The sequence below is a fragment of the Streptomyces triticirhizae genome, from assembly GCF_003696235.1.
Classification (GTDB): Bacteria; Actinomycetota; Actinomycetes; order Streptomycetales; family Streptomycetaceae; genus Streptomyces; species Streptomyces triticirhizae.
This window is the reverse complement of the sequence record NZ_RFFJ01000020.1, coordinates 1-19,305: the sequence shown is the minus strand read 5'-3', so window position 1 is coordinate 19,305 and position 19,305 is coordinate 1. Positions and strand designations below refer to the sequence as shown.

18 protein-coding genes are annotated in these 19,305 nt (G+C 72.3%); 6 read left to right on the top strand and 12 right to left on the bottom strand.

Features of this window, described 5'->3' with window-relative positions; all coding sequences use genetic code 11:
* Positions 1-12: 12 nt before the first annotated feature.
* The 5 genes from bla to EBN88_RS06325 form a co-directional block, all read right to left on the bottom strand.
* Positions 13-954 (bottom strand): class A beta-lactamase, encoded by a 942-nt coding sequence (gene bla / locus EBN88_RS06345; protein WP_233580492.1) that lies wholly within the window; start codon positions 952-954, stop codon positions 13-15.
* On the bottom strand, positions 951-1,619 hold the full coding sequence (locus EBN88_RS06340) for a hypothetical protein (RefSeq protein WP_122182814.1): 669 nt from the start codon (positions 1,617-1,619) through the stop codon (positions 951-953). Before EBN88_RS06340 ends, bla begins: the two co-directional genes overlap by 4 nt.
* An 18-nt stretch (positions 1,620-1,637) precedes the next feature.
* Positions 1,638-6,206, bottom strand: a complete 4,569-nt coding sequence (locus tag EBN88_RS06335) for a DUF6531 domain-containing protein (RefSeq protein WP_147472666.1) — start codon at positions 6,204-6,206, stop codon at positions 1,638-1,640.
* 209 nt (positions 6,207-6,415) lie between these two features.
* Complete coding sequence (locus EBN88_RS06330) at positions 6,416-6,604, bottom strand: DUF397 domain-containing protein (RefSeq protein WP_122182812.1); 189 nt, start codon at positions 6,602-6,604, stop codon at positions 6,416-6,418.
* A 12-nt stretch (positions 6,605-6,616) separates the two neighbouring features.
* Positions 6,617-7,468, bottom strand: coding sequence for a helix-turn-helix domain-containing protein (locus EBN88_RS06325; protein ID WP_122182811.1), 852 nt, complete (start codon positions 7,466-7,468; stop codon positions 6,617-6,619).
* Positions 7,469-7,624: 156 nt separating this feature from the next.
* On the opposite strand from EBN88_RS06325, the gene EBN88_RS06320 reads away from it, so the two are divergent.
* A complete protein-coding gene (locus tag EBN88_RS06320) occupies positions 7,625-7,945 on the top strand; it encodes a hypothetical protein (RefSeq protein ID WP_122182838.1) in 321 nt (106 codons plus the stop codon).
* 42 nt (positions 7,946-7,987) lie between these two features.
* Here EBN88_RS06320 and EBN88_RS06315 read toward each other — a convergent pair whose 3' ends face one another.
* Positions 7,988-8,911: a phosphotransferase family protein gene (locus tag EBN88_RS06315; RefSeq protein WP_122182810.1), complete on the bottom strand. Its 924-nt coding sequence runs from the start codon at positions 8,909-8,911 to the stop codon at positions 7,988-7,990.
* Positions 8,912-8,988: 77 nt separating this feature from the next.
* Entirely contained in the window at positions 8,989-9,336 is a 348-nt protein-coding gene (locus tag EBN88_RS06310; protein ID WP_122182809.1) for a DUF2530 domain-containing protein, read from the bottom strand.
* Between the two features lie 211 nt (positions 9,337-9,547).
* On the opposite strand from EBN88_RS06310, the gene EBN88_RS06305 reads away from it, so the two are divergent.
* The 3 genes from EBN88_RS06305 (at position 9,548) to EBN88_RS06295 (ending at position 12,876) form a co-directional block, all read left to right on the top strand.
* Positions 9,548-9,988, top strand: coding sequence for a MarR family winged helix-turn-helix transcriptional regulator (locus EBN88_RS06305; RefSeq protein WP_122182837.1), 441 nt, complete (start codon positions 9,548-9,550; stop codon positions 9,986-9,988).
* Between the two features lie 147 nt (positions 9,989-10,135).
* Entirely contained in the window at positions 10,136-11,494 is a 1,359-nt protein-coding gene (locus EBN88_RS06300; protein ID WP_122182808.1) for an MFS transporter, read from the top strand.
* Positions 11,495-11,571: 77 nt separating this feature from the next.
* On the top strand, positions 11,572-12,876 hold the full coding sequence (locus EBN88_RS06295) for an aminoglycoside phosphotransferase family protein (RefSeq protein WP_147472665.1): 1,305 nt from the start codon (positions 11,572-11,574) through the stop codon (positions 12,874-12,876).
* 238 nt (positions 12,877-13,114) lie between these two features.
* Here the strand turns inward: EBN88_RS06295 and EBN88_RS06290 are convergent, their stop codons facing one another.
* A complete protein-coding gene (locus EBN88_RS06290; RefSeq protein ID WP_122182806.1) occupies positions 13,115-13,630 on the bottom strand; it encodes a GNAT family N-acetyltransferase in 516 nt (171 codons plus the stop codon).
* Positions 13,631-13,708: 78 nt separating this feature from the next.
* Between EBN88_RS06290 and thpR the strand changes: the two genes are divergently transcribed.
* A complete protein-coding gene (thpR, locus tag EBN88_RS06285) occupies positions 13,709-14,275 on the top strand; it encodes an RNA 2',3'-cyclic phosphodiesterase (RefSeq protein WP_122182805.1) in 567 nt (188 codons plus the stop codon).
* Positions 14,276-14,610: 335 nt separating this feature from the next.
* Here the strand turns inward: thpR and EBN88_RS06280 are convergent, their stop codons facing one another.
* The 3 genes from EBN88_RS06280 to EBN88_RS06270 form a co-directional block, all read right to left on the bottom strand.
* The gene (locus tag EBN88_RS06280; protein WP_122182804.1) at positions 14,611-15,609 is read right to left on the bottom strand and encodes an aldo/keto reductase; all 999 of its coding nucleotides are present in this window, start codon (positions 15,607-15,609) and stop codon (positions 14,611-14,613) included.
* A 189-nt stretch (positions 15,610-15,798) separates the two neighbouring features.
* A complete protein-coding gene (locus tag EBN88_RS06275) occupies positions 15,799-16,323 on the bottom strand; it encodes a hypothetical protein (protein WP_122182803.1) in 525 nt (174 codons plus the stop codon).
* A gap of 260 nt (positions 16,324-16,583) precedes the next feature.
* Positions 16,584-17,354, bottom strand: a complete 771-nt coding sequence (locus EBN88_RS06270) for a hypothetical protein (protein ID WP_122182802.1) — start codon at positions 17,352-17,354, stop codon at positions 16,584-16,586.
* 139 nt (positions 17,355-17,493) lie between these two features.
* Between EBN88_RS06270 and EBN88_RS06265 the strand changes: the two genes are divergently transcribed.
* Entirely contained in the window at positions 17,494-18,567 is a 1,074-nt protein-coding gene (locus EBN88_RS06265; RefSeq protein ID WP_122182801.1) for a hypothetical protein, read from the top strand.
* 62 nt (positions 18,568-18,629) lie between these two features.
* Here the strand turns inward: EBN88_RS06265 and EBN88_RS06260 are convergent, their stop codons facing one another.
* The gene (locus EBN88_RS06260) at positions 18,630-19,076 is read right to left on the bottom strand and encodes a hypothetical protein (protein WP_199742275.1); all 447 of its coding nucleotides are present in this window, start codon (positions 19,074-19,076) and stop codon (positions 18,630-18,632) included.
* Between the last annotated feature and the right edge of the window lie 229 nt (positions 19,077-19,305).

The following is a 19,305-nucleotide window of genomic DNA, read 5'->3' as shown; positions in this document are numbered from 1 at the left end:
CCGCCGGCCGCGTCAGCGGCCCAGGGCCTCGACGGCCACGGTCGCGGCCCGGGCGATCAGCGCGTCGTCGCGCTCGGCGCCCGGCTGGTCGCGGCGGGACATCACGGCCAGCACGATCGGCTCGCCCCCGTCGTCGGGCCAGACCACGGCAATGTTGTTGCGGCCGCCGTAGCCGGCCGTCCCGCTCTTGTCCGCCACGGTCCACTCGGCCGGAACGCCGGCCCTGACCAGCGTCTCGCCGGTGGTGTTGGTCTCCATCCACGCCCGCAGCAGCGCCCGTTCGGCGTCCCCCAGCGCGTCGCCCAGGAGCAGGGCGCGCAGGTCGGCGGCGAGCGCGCGGGGGGTGCTGGTGTCCCGGTCGTCGCCCGGGATGCCCTCGCTGAGGTCGGGCTCCCAACGGTCCATCCGCGTGGTGTCATCGCCGAGTTGACGCAGCCACGCCTCCAGCGCTTCGGGCCCGCCCGCGACGTCGAGCAGCAGGTTGGCCGCCGCGTTGTCGCTGTACCAGAGGGTCGCCGCGCACAGCTCGCGCAGGCTCATGCCCGAGCCGACGAAGTTCTCCGTCACCGGCGAGTTGTCGAGCAGGTCGTCGGCGGTGTAGGTGATCACCTCGTCGAGACCGTTCGCCCCGTGCTCGTCCAGCACCGCGCCGACCAGCAGGGCCTTGAAGGTGGACGCGTAGGCGAACCGCTCGTCCGCCCGGTGGGCGACCTCCCGCCCGGTGCCGGTGTCCACCGCGTGAACACCCAGCAGGGCGTCGAACTCGCCCTCCAGCGCGCCGAACTCCTCCTCCGCCGACGCGTCGGACTCCTCGGCCGGCGGCTCCTCCGTCGCCGACGAGGTGGCCTCCGGCCGCGTCTCGGCGACCGGCTCGGCGCCGCCCGAGCACGCGGCCAGCGCACACAGGAGTGCCAGCGCCGACGCGCCGGGGAGCAGCCGGCGCCACGCCCTCAAGGCCGACCCGCCAGCGCGCGCAGCGACTCCACCTGCTCGGCCGTCAGCTCCAGCTCGGTCTCCTCGCTCAGCGCCAGCAGCAGGCCGGCCAGACGGTCGCCCCTGGGCACCGCGCCGGCGCCCAGCGCCCTGACGGCGTCGGCCGCCAACTCCGCGCCCCCGCCCGCCGGCTCGTGGAGCGCGGCCAGCACCAGCCCGGCGGCGGAACGTGGCCCGCCGTCCCACTCCAGGTCGGCGCGGAGGGTGCGGCAGACCTCCAACGGGTCCGCGTACCGTTCGACGAACGGCACCCCGCGCTGTTCGTAGAGCGAGACGAACTCGTCCACGGTCCGCGCGACATCCGCCGCGTTCCCCATGTACCAGACGGTCTGGGCGCCCGGCTCGGGCGCGTAGAGCGGGGCGGCCAGCGTCAGGTTGGTGGACTTGGCGAACTGCCTGTCGAGGAAGTACTTCTTCAGCAGCAGCTCCACCGGGTCGTGGCGGACCCCGACGCTGGGGATCACCCCGCTCTCCCCGGTCTCGACGTCGTGGCTCAGCGGCATGAAGAGCCCGGCCTGCACCCCGGGCTTGACCTTGCGGAAGAAGTAGCCCCTGGCCCGCTTCCGGAAGCCCAGCGGCGCGAAGACCTCGGCGAACCGCGCGTTGAAGTCGTCGGAGAGGCTCATCAGGTCCCTTGGATGTGGCTATGGATATCGGATGACCCCCACGCTGGTGCCTACGGGGATCGGCGTGCCGTTGGGCACGCCGACGGCGGCCAGCCGGTCGCTCATCACCGTACCGCCGGCCTGCGGCAGGCGCGGGTAGACGATGCGCTGGTTGCGGGTGAACGGGGCGCGGGCGCCGTTCTTCACCTCGATCAGCACGAGCTGGCCCTGGGGGTTGCGGGCGACGATGTCGACGAAGGCGTTGACGCCGGGCGCGCCGTTGGCCTGGATGCGCACCTCCTTGGCGACCACGCTGAAGCCGCTGGCCCGCAGGTCGGCCTCGGCGCGGCGGATGCCGGCGCGGCCCTTGAGGACATAGGCGATGCCGCCGGCCAGGCCCAGCGGGTCCAGCCAGATCAGCGGGTTGGGCACATAGCCGAAGTGGTGCGGCCCCGGCACCAGGCCCAGCGGGTCAGGGGTGAGATAGCGGGCCGTGGCCGGGTCGTAGTAGCGGTGGACGTTGTAGTGCAACCCGCTCTCGGCGTCGAACAGTTGGCCGGGGAAGCGCAGCGGGCAGTCCACGGCCCGTTCGCCGGTCGGTCCGGCCACCGGGAGCCCCCAGAGGGTGGCCCGGGGCGCGCGCCAGGCGACCGTGCCGTCCTCGGTCAGCAACTCCGTCGGGGTGCCCACCAGGTCGCTGACGATGGCGTGAAACCGCTCGTCGATCTCCCGCTGGCCGATCCCGCCCCGGCCGGTCCCGGCCGCCGGCCGCCCGATCCGGTCCAGTTGGGCGACCGGCCGCTGTCCGTCGGGCCCCCACTCCCAGGTCGTGACCCGCTCCCCGCCCGGCGCGGGCTCCCCGCCCGACCCCGGCCCCTCGCCCTTCGCCAGGCCCGCGCCACCCGCCCGCCCGGGCACGGCGATCCGCTGCTCGGCCAACACGGCGTCGTCCCAGACGTACTCGACGCGCTCCACCTCGCTGCCGTCCCCGGCCAGCCGCCGCTTGCTGATCCGCCGGCCGAACGGGTCGTAGCCATAGACCCAGCGCGTGCCGTCCGGGGTGGTCAGCTCGGTGAGCTGGTTCTCCGCGTTCCACGCGTGCCGCCAGACCTCGACCGCGCCGTCGGCGGTGTGCCGGAACCGTTCGACCACCCGGCCCTCGGCGTCGTGGACATGGCCGAACGCGCCCTGCCGCAGCAGCAGCGTGCCGCGCACCTCGTGCGGGGCGGCGGCCGCGTCGGTGACGTTCCCCGAGGCGTCCCAGGCGTAGGACTCCAGGGCGGCGCCCCCGGCGTCCCGCACGGCGTGCACCCGCCCACTGCCGTCGAGGTCGAAGTGCCGTTCCTCGCCGTCCGGTTGGCTCAGCGCGGTGGGCACCCCGTCGCCCCGGTACGCCCAGGCGCGGCGCCCGCCGGCGAACCGCTGCTCGGTCAGCAGATGGTCCGCGCTCCACGCCTGCTCCAGCAGCGGACCGGCCGGGGTGGACAGCGCGGTGGGCCGGGCCGCCGGGTCGTACCGGAACGCGAGGTCGTGCCCGTCCAGGCTGAGCGCCGTCGGCCGGTCGGCCTCGTCGTGCGACCAGACGCTGACCGCGCCGGACGGCGTCTCGCGCCGCGTCCTGCGCCCGACGGCGTCCCAACCGAGCCGCAGTGTCCGCCCGTTGGTGGTCTCCTCGACGAGCCGGCCCAGCGCGTCGCGGGTCAGCACCAGCTCGGCGGTGGCGTTGCGCGCCGCCACGATCCGGCCCATCGGGTCGTAGGCGAAGGTGGCGGCGACGCCGGGGCCGGTCCGTTCGACCATGTTGCCCAGCCGGTCGTGGCGGTAGCCGACCGCCTCGCCCGCGCCGTTGACCCGCTCCGTCAACTGCCCGGCGGCGTCCCACGCGTACCGCACCGAGCGGCCGTTGACATCGGTCTCGCGCACCAGGTTCCCGGCGGCGTCATAGGTGTAGCTCCAGGCGAGCCCTGCCGGGTCGATGATCTCGGTGACCCGCAGCTCGGTGTCGTGGACGAACTCCCGCCGCCCGCCGTCCGGGTCGATCCGCGCCGTGACCCGGCCGAACGAGCCGACCTCGTGCCGGCTGACCCGGCCCGCCGCGTCGGTGTGGGCCAGTAGGTTCCCGTCCGGGTCGTACTCCCAGCGCTCGGTCTCGCCGCCGGGGTGGGTGCGGGAGGCGAGCCGGCGCTCCGGCGTCCAGCTCAACGCCGTCCGCCCGCCGACCGGATCGACCACCTCCACCAGCCGGCCCAGCGGGTCGTAGCGGTAGCGGATCGTGCCGCCCAGCGGGTCCGTGACCTCGACCGGCTGCCCCGTGTCGTCGCACCGCACCCGGTGCCGGCCGCCGGCCGCGTCCACCACCTCCCGCAACCCGCCCCGCTCGTCCCAGACATAGCGCTCGGTCGCGCCCAGCGGGTTGGTGCTGGCGGTCAGCCGGCCCAGCGCGTCATAGCTGTGCTCGTGCCGGGTGCCGTCCGGGTTGGTCACCGCCGTGGGCCGGCGCGGCCCCGCGTACTCGGCGGTGACCGTGCTGCCGTCGGGCCGCTCCACCGAGGTCAGGTTGCCCTCGTCGTCGTAGCCGTACCGGGTGGTGCGGCCCAACGGGTCGGTGCGGGCGAGGAGTCGGTCGTAGCGGTCCCACTCGCTGAGCGTGGTGCCGCCCAGCGGGTCGGTCACGGCGACCACCTGGCCGCGCTCGTTGTACCGGTACTCGGTGGGGTGGCCCAGCGAGTCCAGCGCCACGGTCACCCGCTCCTCGCGGTCATGGCGGAGAGTGGCCGAAAGGAACCCGTCCGAGCCCTCGGCCCGCTCGCAGCGCCCCTCCTCGTCGTAGGTGTAGGCGTAGTGGCTGCCGCTGCGGTCCTCCCAGCTCGCGATGCGGCCGGCGCCGTCGTAGCTCATCCGCAGCGGCAGGTCCGAGGAGTTGACCACCTCGACCAGCCGGCCCATCGGGTCGTAGCCGTAGCGGGCCAGCGTCTCGCCGGTCGCGGGCGCGCGGAGCGCGGTGATCCGGTGCTCCTCCGTCTCCACGGCGAGGTGGTAGCCGCCGCTGTGCCGCACCCCGGTGGGCGCGCCCTCGGGCCCGTACTCGAACGTGATCCGCTGCCCGTCGCGCGCCACCACCTCGGCGATCGGCAGGATCAGCGTCTCGAACATCCCCTGCCAGGCCGGCCCCCCGCCCGGCCGGAACACCAGCGACCGCAGCTCCTCGGGAACGTCGATCACCATCTCGCCGTCGGGCGTCCCGTCCCAGGTCAACGGCCAACGCGGGCCCTCCTTCGGCAGCGTGGGCACGCCCGGCTCGGGCACCGGATAGCCCAACACCACCCCGTCGGGCGCCGCGTACCGCACCCCGTCCGCCTCGACCTCAAGACGCTGGTCGAACGTCGAGGACCAGGACGGCCCGAACCAGCGCCCGCAGCGGTAGGAGGAGACATGGGAACGCTCCACCTCCAGCGGCAGCGTGCCCGGCAGCTCGACGTCCCTGATCAGCATCACCACGTCGCCGCTGACCACGTCCACCGGGTCGCCGCAGGTGAACCGGTTGAGCAACTCCACCGCGTTGCCACGGAGGTTGGCCGCGCCGCGCGAGAGGCTGGTGCCGATGCCGCGCAGGCCGCCGGAGATGCCGCGCAGCCCGGTGCGCGCCGCGTTGAGCCCGCCGCGCAGTCCGCGCGCCAGTCCGCCGAGGGTGGTCAGCCCGCGCATCCCCGGGATGCAGTCGAGTGCCGCGAACGCGACATCGAGCAGACTCGCCCGGCCCTGAACGAACTTGATCAGTGTGTCGGCCAACACGACCACGGCCGCCGCCAGCACCACCCAGGCGAGCGGGCCGCCGATGATCAACACCACGATGCCCAGGACCGCGACGATCACCTTGCAGATCTCGACGAGGACGTCCCAGGCGTCGCTGAGCCACTCGACGAGCTTCTCCCACCACTTCTTGTTCTGGATGCCGGCGTCGGACGCCTCGTCGATGCCCTGGGCGCAGACGCGGGCGGCCTCCTCGCGCATCTCCTGGGCGTCCTGGGCGAGTTGGCGGGCGGCGGCGAGGCGTTCCTCGGCGTCGTTGACCCGGGACCGCGCGGCGCCTGCGGCTGCCTCGGCGGCCTGCTGGTCGCGCGCGGCGGCGCGGACGTCGGCCTCGTCCGGGGGTTCGACGTTGTCCCGCTCGCCCTCGCGCTGGAGGCGTTCGGCCTCCTCGCCGGCCCGGCCCACCCAGTCCTGGGCGTCGCCCAACGCGGCCTGGGCGCTGGCCAGATCGGCCTGGGCGGAAATGGCGCGATCCAGCGCCCGGTCGGCCATGCCCTGGGCGGTCTGGAGCTTGGGCCAGTAGGTCTGGAGCGCCTGGGAACACAGGCTGTAGGAGTCCTCCAGCTTGGTCAGGTTGTCCGGAACGCCCTCGAACTCGGCGCGGAAGGTGTCCGCCGAGAGCCCCGCCCAGTCGAGGATGGCGCGCTCGGAGGCCATGCTGCGGATCCTGCCGAGCGCCTCGCCGACGTCGTCGGCGAACTCCTGCAAGTCATCGGCGAGTTCTCGAACCTCGTCCGGGTCCCCCGGAGTCGGGTCCCGGTCCATGTCCACCGGGGACCAGTCAGACGGACGTGCCACGACCCCTCCTCACGAGGAACGAGCGCCTTACGAGGAGAGGTTACGCAGAGTAATCAAGGGGCGTCAACGGGTGGCATCGCGCAGACCGACCCACAAGGGTCCGAACCGGCCAACTCCCGGCATGACATGGTCCGGTCGACAGCGGCGCGAGGCCCCGGTCGGGCACACGGCGCGCCCGACCGGGGCCTCTCGCCTCGTTCCGCCGGCCCTCAGGCCCGCTTGAGGGTGTGGAGCCAGGTGGTGAGTTGGGTGCGGGGGAAGTGGAGGGTGGCGGTGTCGGGTGTCTTGCTGTCGCGGATGGCGATGGTGCCGTCCGCCAGCTCGGCCACCTGTACGCAGTTGCCGCCGGCGTCGCTGTAGGAGGAGGTCCGCCAGGGGGTGCGGGGCGTTTCGGTCATGGGAGGGGTGCCTTATCCAGGTTGCTCGGCAAGGGCCTTGGCGAGCAGCTCCGTGGAGTCCTCCGGCGAAAGGGCCATCTGGCTCAGATCGTCGAACATCGCCACCAACGTCGCCACATCGCCTTCGTCGCTGATCATATAGCCGCCCAACGGGCCGTCGAAGCAGCCCAACGGAGGGTCCTGCTCCGGGTCCTCGAAGTGCAGCGTCATGAAGTTGGTAGCCACCCCGCCATAGCCGTTACGGTCGGCGGTCATCACCTGAAGCGTGACGTTCTCCGCCGTGGACATGCGATGCAGCTTGGCCAACTGTCCCTTGAGCACCTTGGGCCCGCCGACGGTCAGGTGCAGCACCGCCTCCGGAATCACCGCGTGCAGCCGCAGCGGGCGATGGTCGACCAGTCTCAACTGGCGCCGCATCCGGGCCGCCACCCACCGCTCCACAAACTCCGGGTCCACCTTGTGGCGCCCCGTCTCATGGATCGCCTTCGCATAGTCCTCGGTCTGGAGCAGTCCGGGCACCAGCACCGGCTCGAACGTCTTCACCTCGACCGCGTCCTCCTCGAAGCTGACGATCGGCCGCAGCCAGTCCGGCAGCCCGAACATGGCCCATGGCGACCGGCCCTGGTTGGCCGCCACCCGCAGCTCCTCCAGGCCCTTGCGCACCTCGGCCGGCGCCCGCAACTCGGCGAGCAGATAGGCCAGATCGGACTTGCTGATCTTGGTCTTGCCGCGCTCCCAGTTGACTACGCTGGCGTGGCTTCGCCCCACCACCCGGCCGAGATCGCCCTGTGTCCGCCCGCTGCGCTCCCGCAGCTTGCGAAGCTCCGCCCCAAGTCGCCGCAGCTGCGCCGAAGAACTGGCCATGAGTAACGCCCCCTTGCATCACGCCGGTTGTGCCGGTTCGCGCTCGATCCTACTTCTGATGTAAGGGAATTGAAGTCACACGTTCGAGTGATGACGCACGCTTACGTAAGCGTCTAGCATCTGGTGCTCGACCAACTCACCGAGGGAGAGCGGGACATGACGGACTGGGAAGAACTGGGGATCGACTTCGACACGGAGGTGCGGGATCTGGCGCTGAGCCAACGACCGCGCCTCTTCGCCGTGGTGCAGGTCTTCGGCGAGAACGAGGACGCCGTGGTCGCGGCCTGGGGGATGCGCCAGGAGGACGGCCGGTTCGACGTCATCAGCCACGACGGGCGGCGCATCATGCGACTGCGCTCGCTTGACCGGGTGCTGCTGCCGTTCCAGCGGGCGCCGGAGGTCAGCGCCCGCGTGATCTGGGCCGACCCCGAGCCGGAGACCGACCCGGAACCGGAAGCCGAACCCGTACCCGCCTGAGTGCCCCGCCTCCCAGCCGCGCCCGGTCGGCGGTGGGCGCGGTCAGCCCGTCGGGTCCGGAGATCGTTCCTTCGGGTACAGAAAGCGATCGGCGAGCGCCCGGGCGCGGTGCCGCACCCGGGCGATGCCCTCGGCGTCGTTGTACGCGGCGAACGGCGGCCACAGCCACAGGAGCGTCGCCAACTCCTCGGCCACCAGTGCCCGTTCCCACACCGCCCGGTCGCCGACCGCGACCGGGCGGTGCGCGAGGTAGGCATCGACGAACGCCGGGGGAACCACCGTTCCCCCGGGCGTCGTCCGCACGCTGAGGAACGCCAGATCGGTGCTCGGGCGGCCCACTCCCGCCGTCTGCCAGTCGCAGAAGACGAGGGACGCTCCCCGGTGCGTGATGTTGTCGGTGTGGAAGTCGCCGTGTCGGAAGACCGGGGGCGGAACCTCCATGCGCCGTCGGAACTCCGCCGCGCTGGACAGCAGCACCGCGAGCTGCGGCAGCGCATCGCCCCAGAACGCCGTGATCCCGGGGAGGTCGGGGTCGTCCAGCGCGGCCAACAACGGGTCGGGACGCTCCCAACCGGCCGCCGCCGGGGGCGGCATCGTGTGGAGCGCCGCCAGGTCCCGACCCAACGTCGCCCACAACTCGGGCGTCCAGGACGCCGCTTCCCGTGGTTCGCCGGCGTGGGTCAGCAGCAGGACGACCCCGTCCCCGTCCTCCCAGCCGTCGATCAGGCGTGGCACCCGCACGGGGACGACGGGGGCAAGCTCCCGGTAGAAACGCAGCTCGTTCCGGGCGTTCGCCAGGGACATCGCGCCGGCGGAGGCCGGCACGACCTTGAGGAACGCGCGTTCCCCGCCGGCTCTCCGCACCGATCCGACCGACGCGCCGGAGCGCGACTCCAGCGAGTCGCTCCCGCCGTCGCTGACCACCCCGAGCGCCGTCAAGGCCCGGTCCCGCAGTCGAGCGCCCATCCGTGAACTCCCCCGTCCTCCGCCGCGCGCTCCGGCCGTCACTCGCCGGCCGTCACTCGCCGGCCGCGTGAGCGTTGCTACGCGCCTGCCTCGGGTGCGCCGGGTTTCCCCGGCGCCTCGGGCGCCTCGCCAGCCTCGGGTGCCTCTGGCGTCCCTGCGGCCTGGCGCTCCGCCTCCGCCGCGCGGCGGATCGCCGCGTCGCGGGCGCGGACGTACCAGAGGCCGATCAGGCCGAGCCCGGCGCCGGCGGCGCAGGTCCACAGCCACCAGAGGTGGTCGTTGTCGTCGAACCAGCCGTAGAAGGGGAGTTGGACGACAAACAGCACGGCCCACACGATCGTGCCGACCAGCACCGTGCGGACCGGGTTGCCTTCGAGCGGCTCGGGGGCCTCCCGCTTGCCGTCCGCCAGATCGCCCCAGCGCATCGCGCCAGCCTCCCGTGTCCGTGAACCGTCCGCCGGCTCAGCGTACCCCCGCGCTTTCGGGCACACGGGAGCGCGCCCTGGCCTCGCCGGCGCACGCACCGCGAGCGGGCCACGCGTGGGGTTGCTCACTCCGGTGGCTCCCAGGAATGTACAGCGGCCACCGATCGTCCTATATTTCGTTAGGCAAGCTAATGAGCGAACGGTGGTGTTCATGCCTCACGCGATGGATCGCCCGGAGGACGCCGAGGCGGTCAACACGTTGCGTGTCGGGGTGCTTCGGCTCTCCCGGCGGATGCGCCACCTCTCCGTCGACCGCACGCTCAGCCTCGCCGAGCTGTCCGCCCTGGGCACGCTCGCGCGCTGTGGGGCCATGACTCCGGGGGAGCTGGCTCGCAAGGAGCATGTGCAGCCCCCGTCGATGACCCGCATCCTGTCGTTGTTGCAGGAACGCGGGCTGGTCGCCCTCCAGCCGCACCCGGAGGACCGCCGGCAGAAGCTGGTGGCCGCGACCGATGCCGCCGAGGAGATGCTCGCCGCCAGCCGCGCTCAGCGGAACGCCTGGCTGGCCGGGCTCGCCGACGAGCTGACCGAGGAGGAGTGGGCAGCGCTCCGCGCCGCCGCACCCGTACTCCACAAGCTCGCCCACTTGTAGCGCGCCCCCGGCGGCGCCCCGGGAGACCACCGCCTCGGGACAACCCCCAAACCGCATCACCGAGCAGGACCCGCACCACCGAGCAGGACCGGCACGGCCGGCAGGACCCAGCAGGAACGCACGGAACAGCACTAAGGAGAGACACCCTTGAGTCCGGGACCCGGAGCAGGCTCCGCACCCGCATCCCTGACCGCAAACGACAAAGTATCCACATTCAGCTCATTCCGGGTGCGCAACTACCGCATCCACTTCTTCGGCAACGCGATATCCAACATCGGCACCTGGATGCAGCGCATCGCCCAGGACTGGTTGGTCCACGAACTGACCGGCTCCGCCGCAGCCGTCGGCATCACGACCGCGCTCCAGTTCCTGCCGATGCTGCTCTTCGGCCTCTACGGCGGCGTCCTCGCCGACCGTGTCGACAAGCGCAAGCTGCTCATCGGCACCCAGGTCGCACTCGGCCTGACCGGCCTGACCCTCGCGGCGCTGACGTTCACGGATGTGGTGAACGTCTACCACGTCTATGTCCTGGCCCTGATCGTCGGCCTGGTCACCGTGGTCGACAACCCGGCCCGGCAGACCTTCGTCTCCGACATGGTCGGCCCGCGCCTGCTGCGCAACGCGGTCTCCCTGAACTCGGCGAACTTCCAGTCCGCCCGGCTGATCGGCCCGGCGGTGGCCGGCGTGATGATCTCCGCCGTCGGTGGTGCGTGGGCGTTCCTGGCAAACGGCCTCTCCTTCGTGGCACCGATCATCGGGCTGATGTTGATGCGCACCTCCGAGCTGAACCCGGCCGAGCGGGTGCCTCGCGGCCGGGGTCAGCTGCGGGAGGGGCTGCGCTATGTGGGCGGTCGGCCCGACCTGTTGTGGATGATCGTGCTGGTCGGCTTCATCGGGACGTTCGGCTACAACTTCCCGATCTGGCTGGTCGCCTTCACCGACCAGGTCTTCGACTCGGGCGCCGGCACCTACGGCCTGCTGAACTCGCTGATGGCCGCCGGCTCGGTGGTCGGCGCCCTGCTGGCCGCCAGGCGCGGCAGCAGCCGGATGCGGTTCACCGTGGCCGCCGCCGCGCTCTTCTCCTCTCTGTTGCTGGTGGCTTCGGCCGCGCCGACGTTCGTCACCTTCGCCGTCCTCATGCCGCTGATCGGTCTGGCCGGGATGACCTTCCAGGTGACCGCCAACTCCACCATTCAGATCTCCAGTGATCCGGCGATGCGGGGCCGGGTCATCAGCATCTTCATGATGGTCTTCGTCGGCGGCACACCGATCGGGGGACCGTTGGTCGGCTGGCTCAGCGACGCGTTCGGTGCCCGGGTCGGCCTGATCAGCGGTGGCTTGGTCTGCCTGGCGGCGGCCGTCGGCGTGGCCCTGATCCTCGCCAGGATCGGCGGACTGCGGCTGCGCATCAGCCTGCGGGCGGGAAACCGGGGCCTGGCCCTGGTGCCGCGCGAGCCCGACGAGGCGACGGCCGGCGCCGGTGCGGCGGTTCGCCCGGCGGCGTAGGCGTTGCGGGTGGCGCGACCGGCGCTCGTGGCGTCAGCGGTCTGGGTAGCGTGAGGGGCGTGATGAGGCCGAGCAGCATGAGCGACCCGGGTGGCCCGAGCGTTCGGGACGGCGGCGCTGGCGCCGGCGCTTGGCCGCCGCCGGGCGGCGGGACGTCGGCCAGCGGCCGGGCTTCGACGGTGGGTGGCCTGGGGCCGGCCACCGCCGGTGGCCGCGCGGCGGGCGCTGGCGAGGCGGCGGTAGGCGGCGAGCAGCCGCCGCCGGGCAGCGAGGAACCACCGGCGGACGGCGGCCCGCCAACGGCCGTCGGGGTGCTGCGCGCGATGGGCCTCCGGCCCCTCGCCCTGCTGGGGCAGGGGATGGAGGGGACCGTGTACCGGCTGGCCGACGGGCTGGTCGGCAAGGTCTGGAGCAACGGGCGAACCGCCGCCGAGGCGCGGCGGTTCGCCGCCTTTCATGCCGAACTGGCCGCCCAGCGGCTGCCGTTCGCCACTCCCGAGCCCGTGGCGGTGCGGGAACGGGACGGACTGGTGGTCACCGTGGAGCGTGAGCTGCCCGGCGTTCCGCTGAGCGAGGCGGGGCTGGGGCCTGCGGCGGGGCACGCGGCCGTCGTCGAGGTGGTGACCGCGCTCCGCACGACCACGGCCGGGCCGGCCGCCCGCGCCCTTCCCGCGCTGGGCGAGGCCGCCCCGCTGTGGGCCGGGCACTCCTCCTGGCCGGAGGCGCTGGCCGCCCTCGTCGAGCGCCGCGCGACGGCCGGCCGCACCGCCTTCGCCCGGGCGCTGTCCGGGGCGACGGCGCGGCCGGGCGCCAACGGAGGCGGGCCCGATGCCGGTCCGGTTGCCGATGCCGGGGTGGGTGCCGCCACCGGTCCGGTTGCCGGGGCTGGTGCCGGTGCCGGTGCGGGAAGCGATCCGGGCGCTGACGCGGGGGGCGACTGGAGGGCCGGGCAGGACGCGGTGCTGGCCGGCGTGTTGGCGCGGCTTCGCGCGCTGCCGACCTCGGACGGCCCGGCGCGGGTGGTGCACGGGGACATCTGCCCGCCCAACATCCTTGTGGACAACGACGGTCGGGTCGTCGGGCTGCTGGACTGGGGTTTTCTGAGCACGGCCGGCGACAACGCCTTCGACGCCGCCACGGCCGCCGGCTTCTTCGACATGTACGGGCCCGAGGCGCGGGGGCACGACGAGGCGTTGCTGGTCACCATGACCGGGCAACTCGGGTACCCCAGGGAGACGTTGCTCACCTATCGCGCCGCCTACGCCCTGGCCACCGCCACCGTCTACTCCTCGGCCGGCGACGACGGGCACTTCGCGTGGTGCGTGAACTTCCTCCAACGCCCCGAGGTCCGGGAGCTGTTGGGACTCGGGATGACGCATTAGCGGTGGTGCGGCCGGGCGCCGGGGCGCCGCGCCACGCGCGAGCGACCGCACCAACGCCCTTCCGAGCCGTGCGATCCGCCGTGACACACGGCCCATCACCGTGCTCACCCTGCTCAGCAGCTGCCTCAACATCGTCCAACCCCCTGTGCGTTGCGCCTCGCAGCTCGTCTACTACGAAGAGTAACCGAAGAATGGGGTCGATGTTAACTGAGCGTACTGACAATGCTCCGCTGAGCGTTCAGCCGTCCCCCTGCAGCACCCGTCGCGCCAACACCTGGCCGTGCCAGTCGCCCACGGAGAAGGGCTCGGTCGGGGTGAAGCCCTGGCCGGTGTAGTACGCGACGAGGCGCCCCTCGTTGCCGGCGTAGCAGTCCACGCGGAGCAGGTCCACGCCCACGCGCCGGGTCTCCTCGACCGCGTGCGCCAGGAGTGCGGCGCCGACGCCCCGGCCGGCGAAGCGGCGGTCGGTGACCAGCAGGTGCACATACCGTTCGGGCTCGTCGGCCGGCGGGATCTCCGGTCCGGGGCCCGTGGTCAGGGTCAGGGTGCCGGCCGGTTCGCCGTCGATCTCCGCGATCCAGGGCGCGCCCTCCGTGAGGATGCGCTCCACCTTGGCCCGCGCCTTCGGCCGTGCGGACCACGGCTCCGTTCCCCACTGGCCGGTGTGGCCGCGCGCCACCAGCCAGGCGACCGCGCCGTCCAACATCCCCAACACCAGCGGCAGATCCTCGGGCCCGCCCGGTCTGATCTTCATAACGGGCATCCTAGGTGGCCTGGTCAGCGTCTCACGGTCTCCGGCGACTGTCAGTGGCCGTCCCTATCATGAGCCGCCATGAGAACCTTCGCGGCGCTGCTGCCGCCGGACGAGGCGCTTGACCAACTCGCGGACACCATCGGCCCGTTGCGCCGCCATCCGTCGGGCGAGCGGCTGCGCTGGGCGGAACGGGAGGACTGGCACATCACCCTCGCCTTCTTCGGCGAGACCGACGGGGCCCAACTGCCGGTGCTGTACGAGGGGTTGGCCGACGTGGCGAGGGATGTCGAGCCGTTCTCGCTGCGGCTGGTCGGTGGGGGCGCGTTCGGCCGGCGGCATCTGTGGGCCGGCGTCGCGGGGGACCTGGAGCCGCTGACCAGGTTGGCGTTCGCCAGCGCGGGGGCGGGCCGCGCCGCCGGCGCCCCCGGCGGGACGGTGCACGACGCCTACCGGCCGCATCTGACCCTCGCCCGGAACCGGGACCGGAACGGTGACCTCGATCACTGGCTGGCCAGGCTGGCCGGTTTCGAGGGCGTGGCCTGGACGGCTGACTCGCTGGTGTTGATGCGGAGCGAGGACGCGGCGGACGGCGCCGGCGGGACGCGCTACCGCACCCAGGCCAGCTGGCCGTTGGAGGGCCGATGAAGCGGTGATGAAGCGGTCGTGAGCTGGGCGTACCGTGGTTGGTGTGAACGCCAAGACCCGAGCCCGCATCGTGAGCGCCGCCCTCGTCCTGATCCTCGCCGTGGTCGCCGTCGCCGCCGCCCTCGGCGGCTGACGCGCGCCGGCGCCCGCCGCCCGGGCCGGGTGCGGTGACCGGCGCGGGTGCCGCCGCCGGCGACTCCGGGCCCGGAACATGGCGCGGCCCGCCGGTTCCCTTCCCGAAGGAAGCGGACCGACGGGCCGACTGGAGACACCGAAGCGGACGCCGAGGGGCCGGCGCGACGGACGCGACGGACGAGTCACCGCCCGGGGCGGGGTCACCAGGCGAAGGACTCCGGGGACGGTCCCGGCCCGGGGAAGATCCGGTCCAGCTCGGTGAGGATCTCGTCACTCAGCTCCAACTCGACCGCGCGCAGCGCCGAGTCCAGCTGCTCCCTGGTGCGCGGGCCGACGATCGGGCCGGTCACGCCGGGCCGGGTCAGCAGCCAGGCCAGCGCCGCGTCGCCGGGCGCGATGCCGTGCTTCTCCAGCAGGTCCTCGTACTCCTGCACCTTGGCACGCAGGGTCGGGTCTGCCAGCGCCTGGCCCGAGCGTCCCTCGGTGCTGCGCGAGGCGCCGCCCTCGCGCTCCTTGCGGATGGCGCCGCCCAGCAGCCCGCCCTGGAGCGGGGACCAGGGGATCACGCCCAGGCCGTAGCCCTCGGCGGCCGGGATGACCTCCATCTCGGCGCTGCGCTCGGCCAGGTTGTAGAGGCACTGCTCGCTCACCAGGCCCAACGAGTTGCGCCGCGCGGCGGCCTCGTTGGCGCGGGCGATGTGCCAGCCGGCGAAGTTCGACGACCCGGCGTAGAGGATCTTGCCCTGCTGCACCAGGACGTCGATGGCCTGCCAGATCTCGTCCCACGGGGTGTTCCGGTCCACGTGGTGGAACTGGTAGACGTCGATGTGGTCGGTCCCGAGCCGCTTGAGGCTCGCGTCGACGGCCCGACGGATGTTGACGGCCGAGAGCTTGTCGTGGTTGGGCCATGGCGGCTGGTCGCCGTTGGTGGTGTTCCCGTAGACCTTGGTGGCCAGGACGACCTTGTCGCGCCGTTCGCCGCCCTTGGCGAACCAGGTACCGATGATCTCCTCGGTGCGGCCCCGGTTGTTGGGACCCCCGTAAACGTTCGCGGTGTCGAAGAAGTTAACGCCGGCATCGAGCGCGGCGTCCATGATCGAGTGACTGTACGCCTCGTCAGCGAGAGGCCCGAAGTTCATCGTTCCCAGAACCAGTCGGCTGACTTTGAGCCCCGTGCGTCCCAGCTGTGTGTACTTCATGTTCAGTAAGCAAACGCCTTGGAGTGTGCTCAAGGCAAGGGCCCGCGCCGCCGCCCTGTCCCGGGGGCCGGGAAAGCGAAAGTCGGTCACCACACGTGTGATGACCGACTCGTGGAGTGCGCCCGGTAAACGTTCCGTCGTGGGGCGACTCCCGGCCTGTTGCTTCTGCTAACGAGTGCTAACCGCAACTCACTTCTTGAGCTTGGTGGCCGCGAACGCGCCGGCGGCGAGGCCGCCGAGGGCGCCGAGGAGTACGAGGTAGATGCCGAACCCGGCGGAGATCTCGATGGAGTTGAGGAACTCGTCCATCATCTCCGACGGAATGCCCTCACCCTCCGCCTCGGCGCGGACCACTCGCTCGGGGTCCAGGAAGTTCAGGAAGCCGAAGACCAGAACGATCAGCGCCGGAGCGGCAGCCGCTGCGGACAGCACGACCTTCTTGGTGGCCATGCCAGCGGCGAAGAGGCCGATGGCGACGATGCTCAGCAGCAGAGTCCAGAGGCCATCGCCTTCGAGGCCCTTGGTGCTGCCGGACACGCCCTCTGCCTCGCCGGACGCCCACGCCAGGATCGAGCCCAGCGCGGCGAGCGCGCTGCCGACGATGCCGGCGATGTGGATCTGCTGGGGAAGCGCCGGGGCGAGGGGTGCCGCCGGGGGAGGGGTGTAGGGGCCCTGGTTGTATGCGGCCGGTTGCTGTTGTCCGTATCCACTCATGCCGGGAGACGCTAGGAACAGGGGAGTACCCATGCAACCCGCTTGACCGATAGACCGCTTATGCGCGTTTTATCTTTGCGCAGATGTAGTCATCCGCCGAAAGTCGTCCTCATCCGGAACGGACTTTCCGCTTCGTCCGAAATCCGATGCACGTGCGTTGGACGAGCGACTGTTCCTGATCGTTCCCCACCGACGGCTCGATATCCCTTCTCTGGGTGGGAAGTTGAGCCGTCTCCCCCCGGCGGTTCCCTCAACCGCCGCTAGCTCTTGCGCAGTTGCGTCGCCGCCAGGATGCCGGCCGTCAACGCGCCCAGGGCGCCGGCCGTGACGAGATAGAGGCCGACGTCCGGCGCGAACTCGAAGTTCGCGGCCAGCTCGTCCCACTGCGCGTCGGTGATCGGCATCTCGTCTTCCACGTCGGCGCGGGCGAGCCGTTCCGTGTTGAACATGTTGAGCGCCGCGATGCCCAGAATGAACAGACCCGGCACCGCGCCGGCCGCGTTGAGCACCGGCTTCTTGGCCGCCTTGGCGGCGACGAAGAGCACGACCGCGATGATGCCGAGGACCAGCGTCCAGATGCCGTCCCCCGAGGTGCCCCGGATGCCGTCGGCCTCCCCCTCCGCGATCAGGTCACCGGAGACCTCGACCCAGGAGAAGAACGACGCGAGCGCGGCTATGGCCGAGCCGACGATCCCGATGATGTAGACCTGACCCGGGAACGCCGCACCCGACGACGGGGGAACGGCGGGACCGGGGGCGCCCCAGGCGGGCGGCTGCTGTCCGGCGCCGGGTTGCTGTCCCTGGCCGGGGTATCCGTAGCCGGGCTGCTGCGGCTGACCGGGTTGGCCGGGCTGGCCCTGCTGCCCCGGCTGTTGGCCGTACTGGGGCTGGTGGCCGTAGCCGGGTTGTTGTGGTGTGGGTGGGCCGGTTGGTTGGCCCTGGCCCGGGTATCCATAACCGGGCTGCTGCCCCTGCCCGGGTTGCCCCTGGCCGGGTTGTTGCCCGTATCCGGGCGGTCCGTATCCGCTCATGGGCACTGAGCGTAGAAAGCCGTCACTCCCGGCGCAATGGTCCCTGGATTCCCGGTCAGTCGCGGAACGGCGCGCGGGGCGGGGTGGGTGCGTCGGGCGGGCGCGCCGGGCCCCTCGGCAGGATGGCACCCTTGGAGCCATGCCCACCTGGATCTCGCGCGTTCTCGTCGTTCCCTGCCTGGTGGTGGGGGTGTGGGCCGGCGTCGCGCCGGTCGCGGTGGCGGACGACGGGGAGTCGGACGATGGCCCTGCGGAGTTCACCCTGGCCGACCCGAGGCTGACTGAGTCCAGTGGCCTGGCGGCGAGTTCACGCCACCCGGACGTCTACTGGACGCACAACGACAGCGACGACGCGGCCCGGATCTACGCGGTGGACGGCACCACGGGCGAGACCCGGGCCACGGTCAGCCTGGAGGGCGTGACCGCCCGGGACGTCGAGGCGATCTCCCTCGGGCCCGACGGCGACCTCTATGTCGCGGACATCGGCGACAACTTCGGCGGGGAGTGGCCGGAGGTGTGGATCTACCGGCTGCCCGAGCCGGCCGAGTTGGCGGACGCCACGGTCGCGCCGACCGTCTACACCGTCCAGTACGCCGACGGACCGCGCGACGCGGAGGCCCTGATGGTGCATCCGGCGACGGGCCGGGTCTATATCGCCAGCAAGAACGGGGACGGCGAGGGCGGCCTCTACGCCGGTCCCGAGGAATTGTCAGAGGCGGGGGTTAACGTCTTTGAGCGGGTGGCCGACATCGAACTGGAGGTGACCGACGGGGCGTTCGCGCCGGATGGCAGCAGGCTTCTGCTGCGTGGCTACTTCGCGGCGAGGATGTTCGCCTGGGGCGAGGACGGGATGCCCCAACGGCTGGAGCGGCGGGTGCGGGTCCCGCTTCAGCAGCAGGGGGAGTCGGTGACCTTCGCCACCGGTGGGCGGTACCTGATGTTCGGCTCGGAGGGGGAGGGCAGTCGGGTCGAGCCGATCGAGTTGGAGGGGGAGCTGCTGCCGGAGAGCGTCGCGGCCGAGGACCGCGCGCGAGAGGAGGGAACGGACGAGGGGGCGAACGAACGCGGTGCGTCCGGGGGTTCGGGCGACGGCGAGTCGAACGACGGGGACGGCGGTATCAGCGCCAACTCGGTCATGGTGCTGCTGGTGGTCGGCGCGATCGCGCTGCTCGCCTCGCGGCGGCTGCCCGGGAAGGGCGGGAAGGGAGAGTGAGAACGAGGGGGACGAGAGGACACAGGGGAGTGGGAGCGGGACGGAGCCTTCTCCGGCGTGCGTCACCGGCCATCGCACCGAACGTGCCGATCGCGTCGGTCGCGTCGGTCGCGCAGGGCGGCGGCGGCGCGTCCGCAGGCGGCGCCCCAGAGGGTGTTCACCGCGAGCAGGGGGGCGATGGTGAAGGGCCGGGCCAGCGGCCCCTCCAACTCGCCGTCCAGCAGCGGGGAGAGCACGCCGCTGAGCGCGATGGCGGCCAGGGCGTAGCACAGCCCTGCGGCGACCAGCGTGCCCAACGGGTCTGGCGCGTTGCTCCGGGCGACGATCAGCACCCAGGCCAGCGAGATGGCCACGGTGAACGCCAGCGGGGCGAAGGGTCGACCGAGCGCGTCGGTCAGTCCGGTGATGGAGCACAGCGGCCGGATCAGGGCCATGCCGGTCAGCAGGGTGACCAGCCGTCGGTCGAGCGCGGCCGCGCGCAGGGCGAGCGGGGAGCGGGAGCCTTCCATGCGCCAAGGCTCCGTGGCGCGGTGCCATGCGGTCGTCGGCCCGTGGCTGACACCTGCCGTACCACGGCGGTGGGAGACGCCGGCCGTGCGTACACCGGGAGTTGCGTCTTCGGGGTCCGGGCTCCCTAGGGGATGCGCCAGGTCCTCCGGGGCGCGGCGCGCGGCATGGGCGTGCGCCGCGCGGCACGGCGCTGCCGTGCCCCCGCGTGCCCGGCCGGCAGGCCGGCGT

Excerpts from the sequence above, each read along its gene's own strand:
- EBN88_RS06260 (WP_199742275.1), bottom strand. The coding sequence starts at position 19,076 with ATGGAAGGCTCCCGCTCCCCGCTCGCCCTGCGCGCGGCCGCGCTCGAC.
- EBN88_RS06280 (WP_122182804.1), bottom strand. The coding sequence starts at position 15,609 with ATGAAGTACACACAGCTGGGACGCACGGGGCTCAAAGTCAGCCGACTG.
- EBN88_RS06310 (WP_122182809.1), bottom strand. The coding sequence starts at position 9,336 with ATGCGCTGGGGCGATCTGGCGGACGGCAAGCGGGAGGCCCCCGAGCCG.
- EBN88_RS06325 (WP_122182811.1), bottom strand. The coding sequence starts at position 7,468 with ATGGCCAGTTCTTCGGCGCAGCTGCGGCGACTTGGGGCGGAGCTTCGC.
- thpR (WP_122182805.1), top strand. The coding sequence starts at position 13,709 with ATGAGAACCTTCGCGGCGCTGCTGCCGCCGGACGAGGCGCTTGACCAA.
- EBN88_RS06305 (WP_122182837.1), top strand. The coding sequence starts at position 9,548 with ATGCCTCACGCGATGGATCGCCCGGAGGACGCCGAGGCGGTCAACACG.
- EBN88_RS06330 (WP_122182812.1), bottom strand. The coding sequence starts at position 6,604 with ATGACCGAAACGCCCCGCACCCCCTGGCGGACCTCCTCCTACAGCGAC.
- EBN88_RS06290 (WP_122182806.1), bottom strand. The coding sequence starts at position 13,630 with ATGAAGATCAGACCGGGCGGGCCCGAGGATCTGCCGCTGGTGTTGGGG.
- EBN88_RS06340 (WP_122182814.1), bottom strand. The coding sequence starts at position 1,619 with ATGAGCCTCTCCGACGACTTCAACGCGCGGTTCGCCGAGGTCTTCGCG.
- EBN88_RS06275 (WP_122182803.1), bottom strand. The coding sequence starts at position 16,323 with ATGAGTGGATACGGACAACAGCAACCGGCCGCATACAACCAGGGCCCC.
- EBN88_RS06270 (WP_122182802.1), bottom strand. The coding sequence starts at position 17,354 with ATGAGCGGATACGGACCGCCCGGATACGGGCAACAACCCGGCCAGGGG.
- EBN88_RS06315 (WP_122182810.1), bottom strand. The coding sequence starts at position 8,911 with ATGGGCGCTCGACTGCGGGACCGGGCCTTGACGGCGCTCGGGGTGGTC.
- EBN88_RS06265 (WP_122182801.1), top strand. The coding sequence starts at position 17,494 with ATGCCCACCTGGATCTCGCGCGTTCTCGTCGTTCCCTGCCTGGTGGTG.
- EBN88_RS06295 (WP_147472665.1), top strand. The coding sequence starts at position 11,572 with ATGAGCGACCCGGGTGGCCCGAGCGTTCGGGACGGCGGCGCTGGCGCC.
- EBN88_RS06320 (WP_122182838.1), top strand. The coding sequence starts at position 7,625 with ATGACGGACTGGGAAGAACTGGGGATCGACTTCGACACGGAGGTGCGG.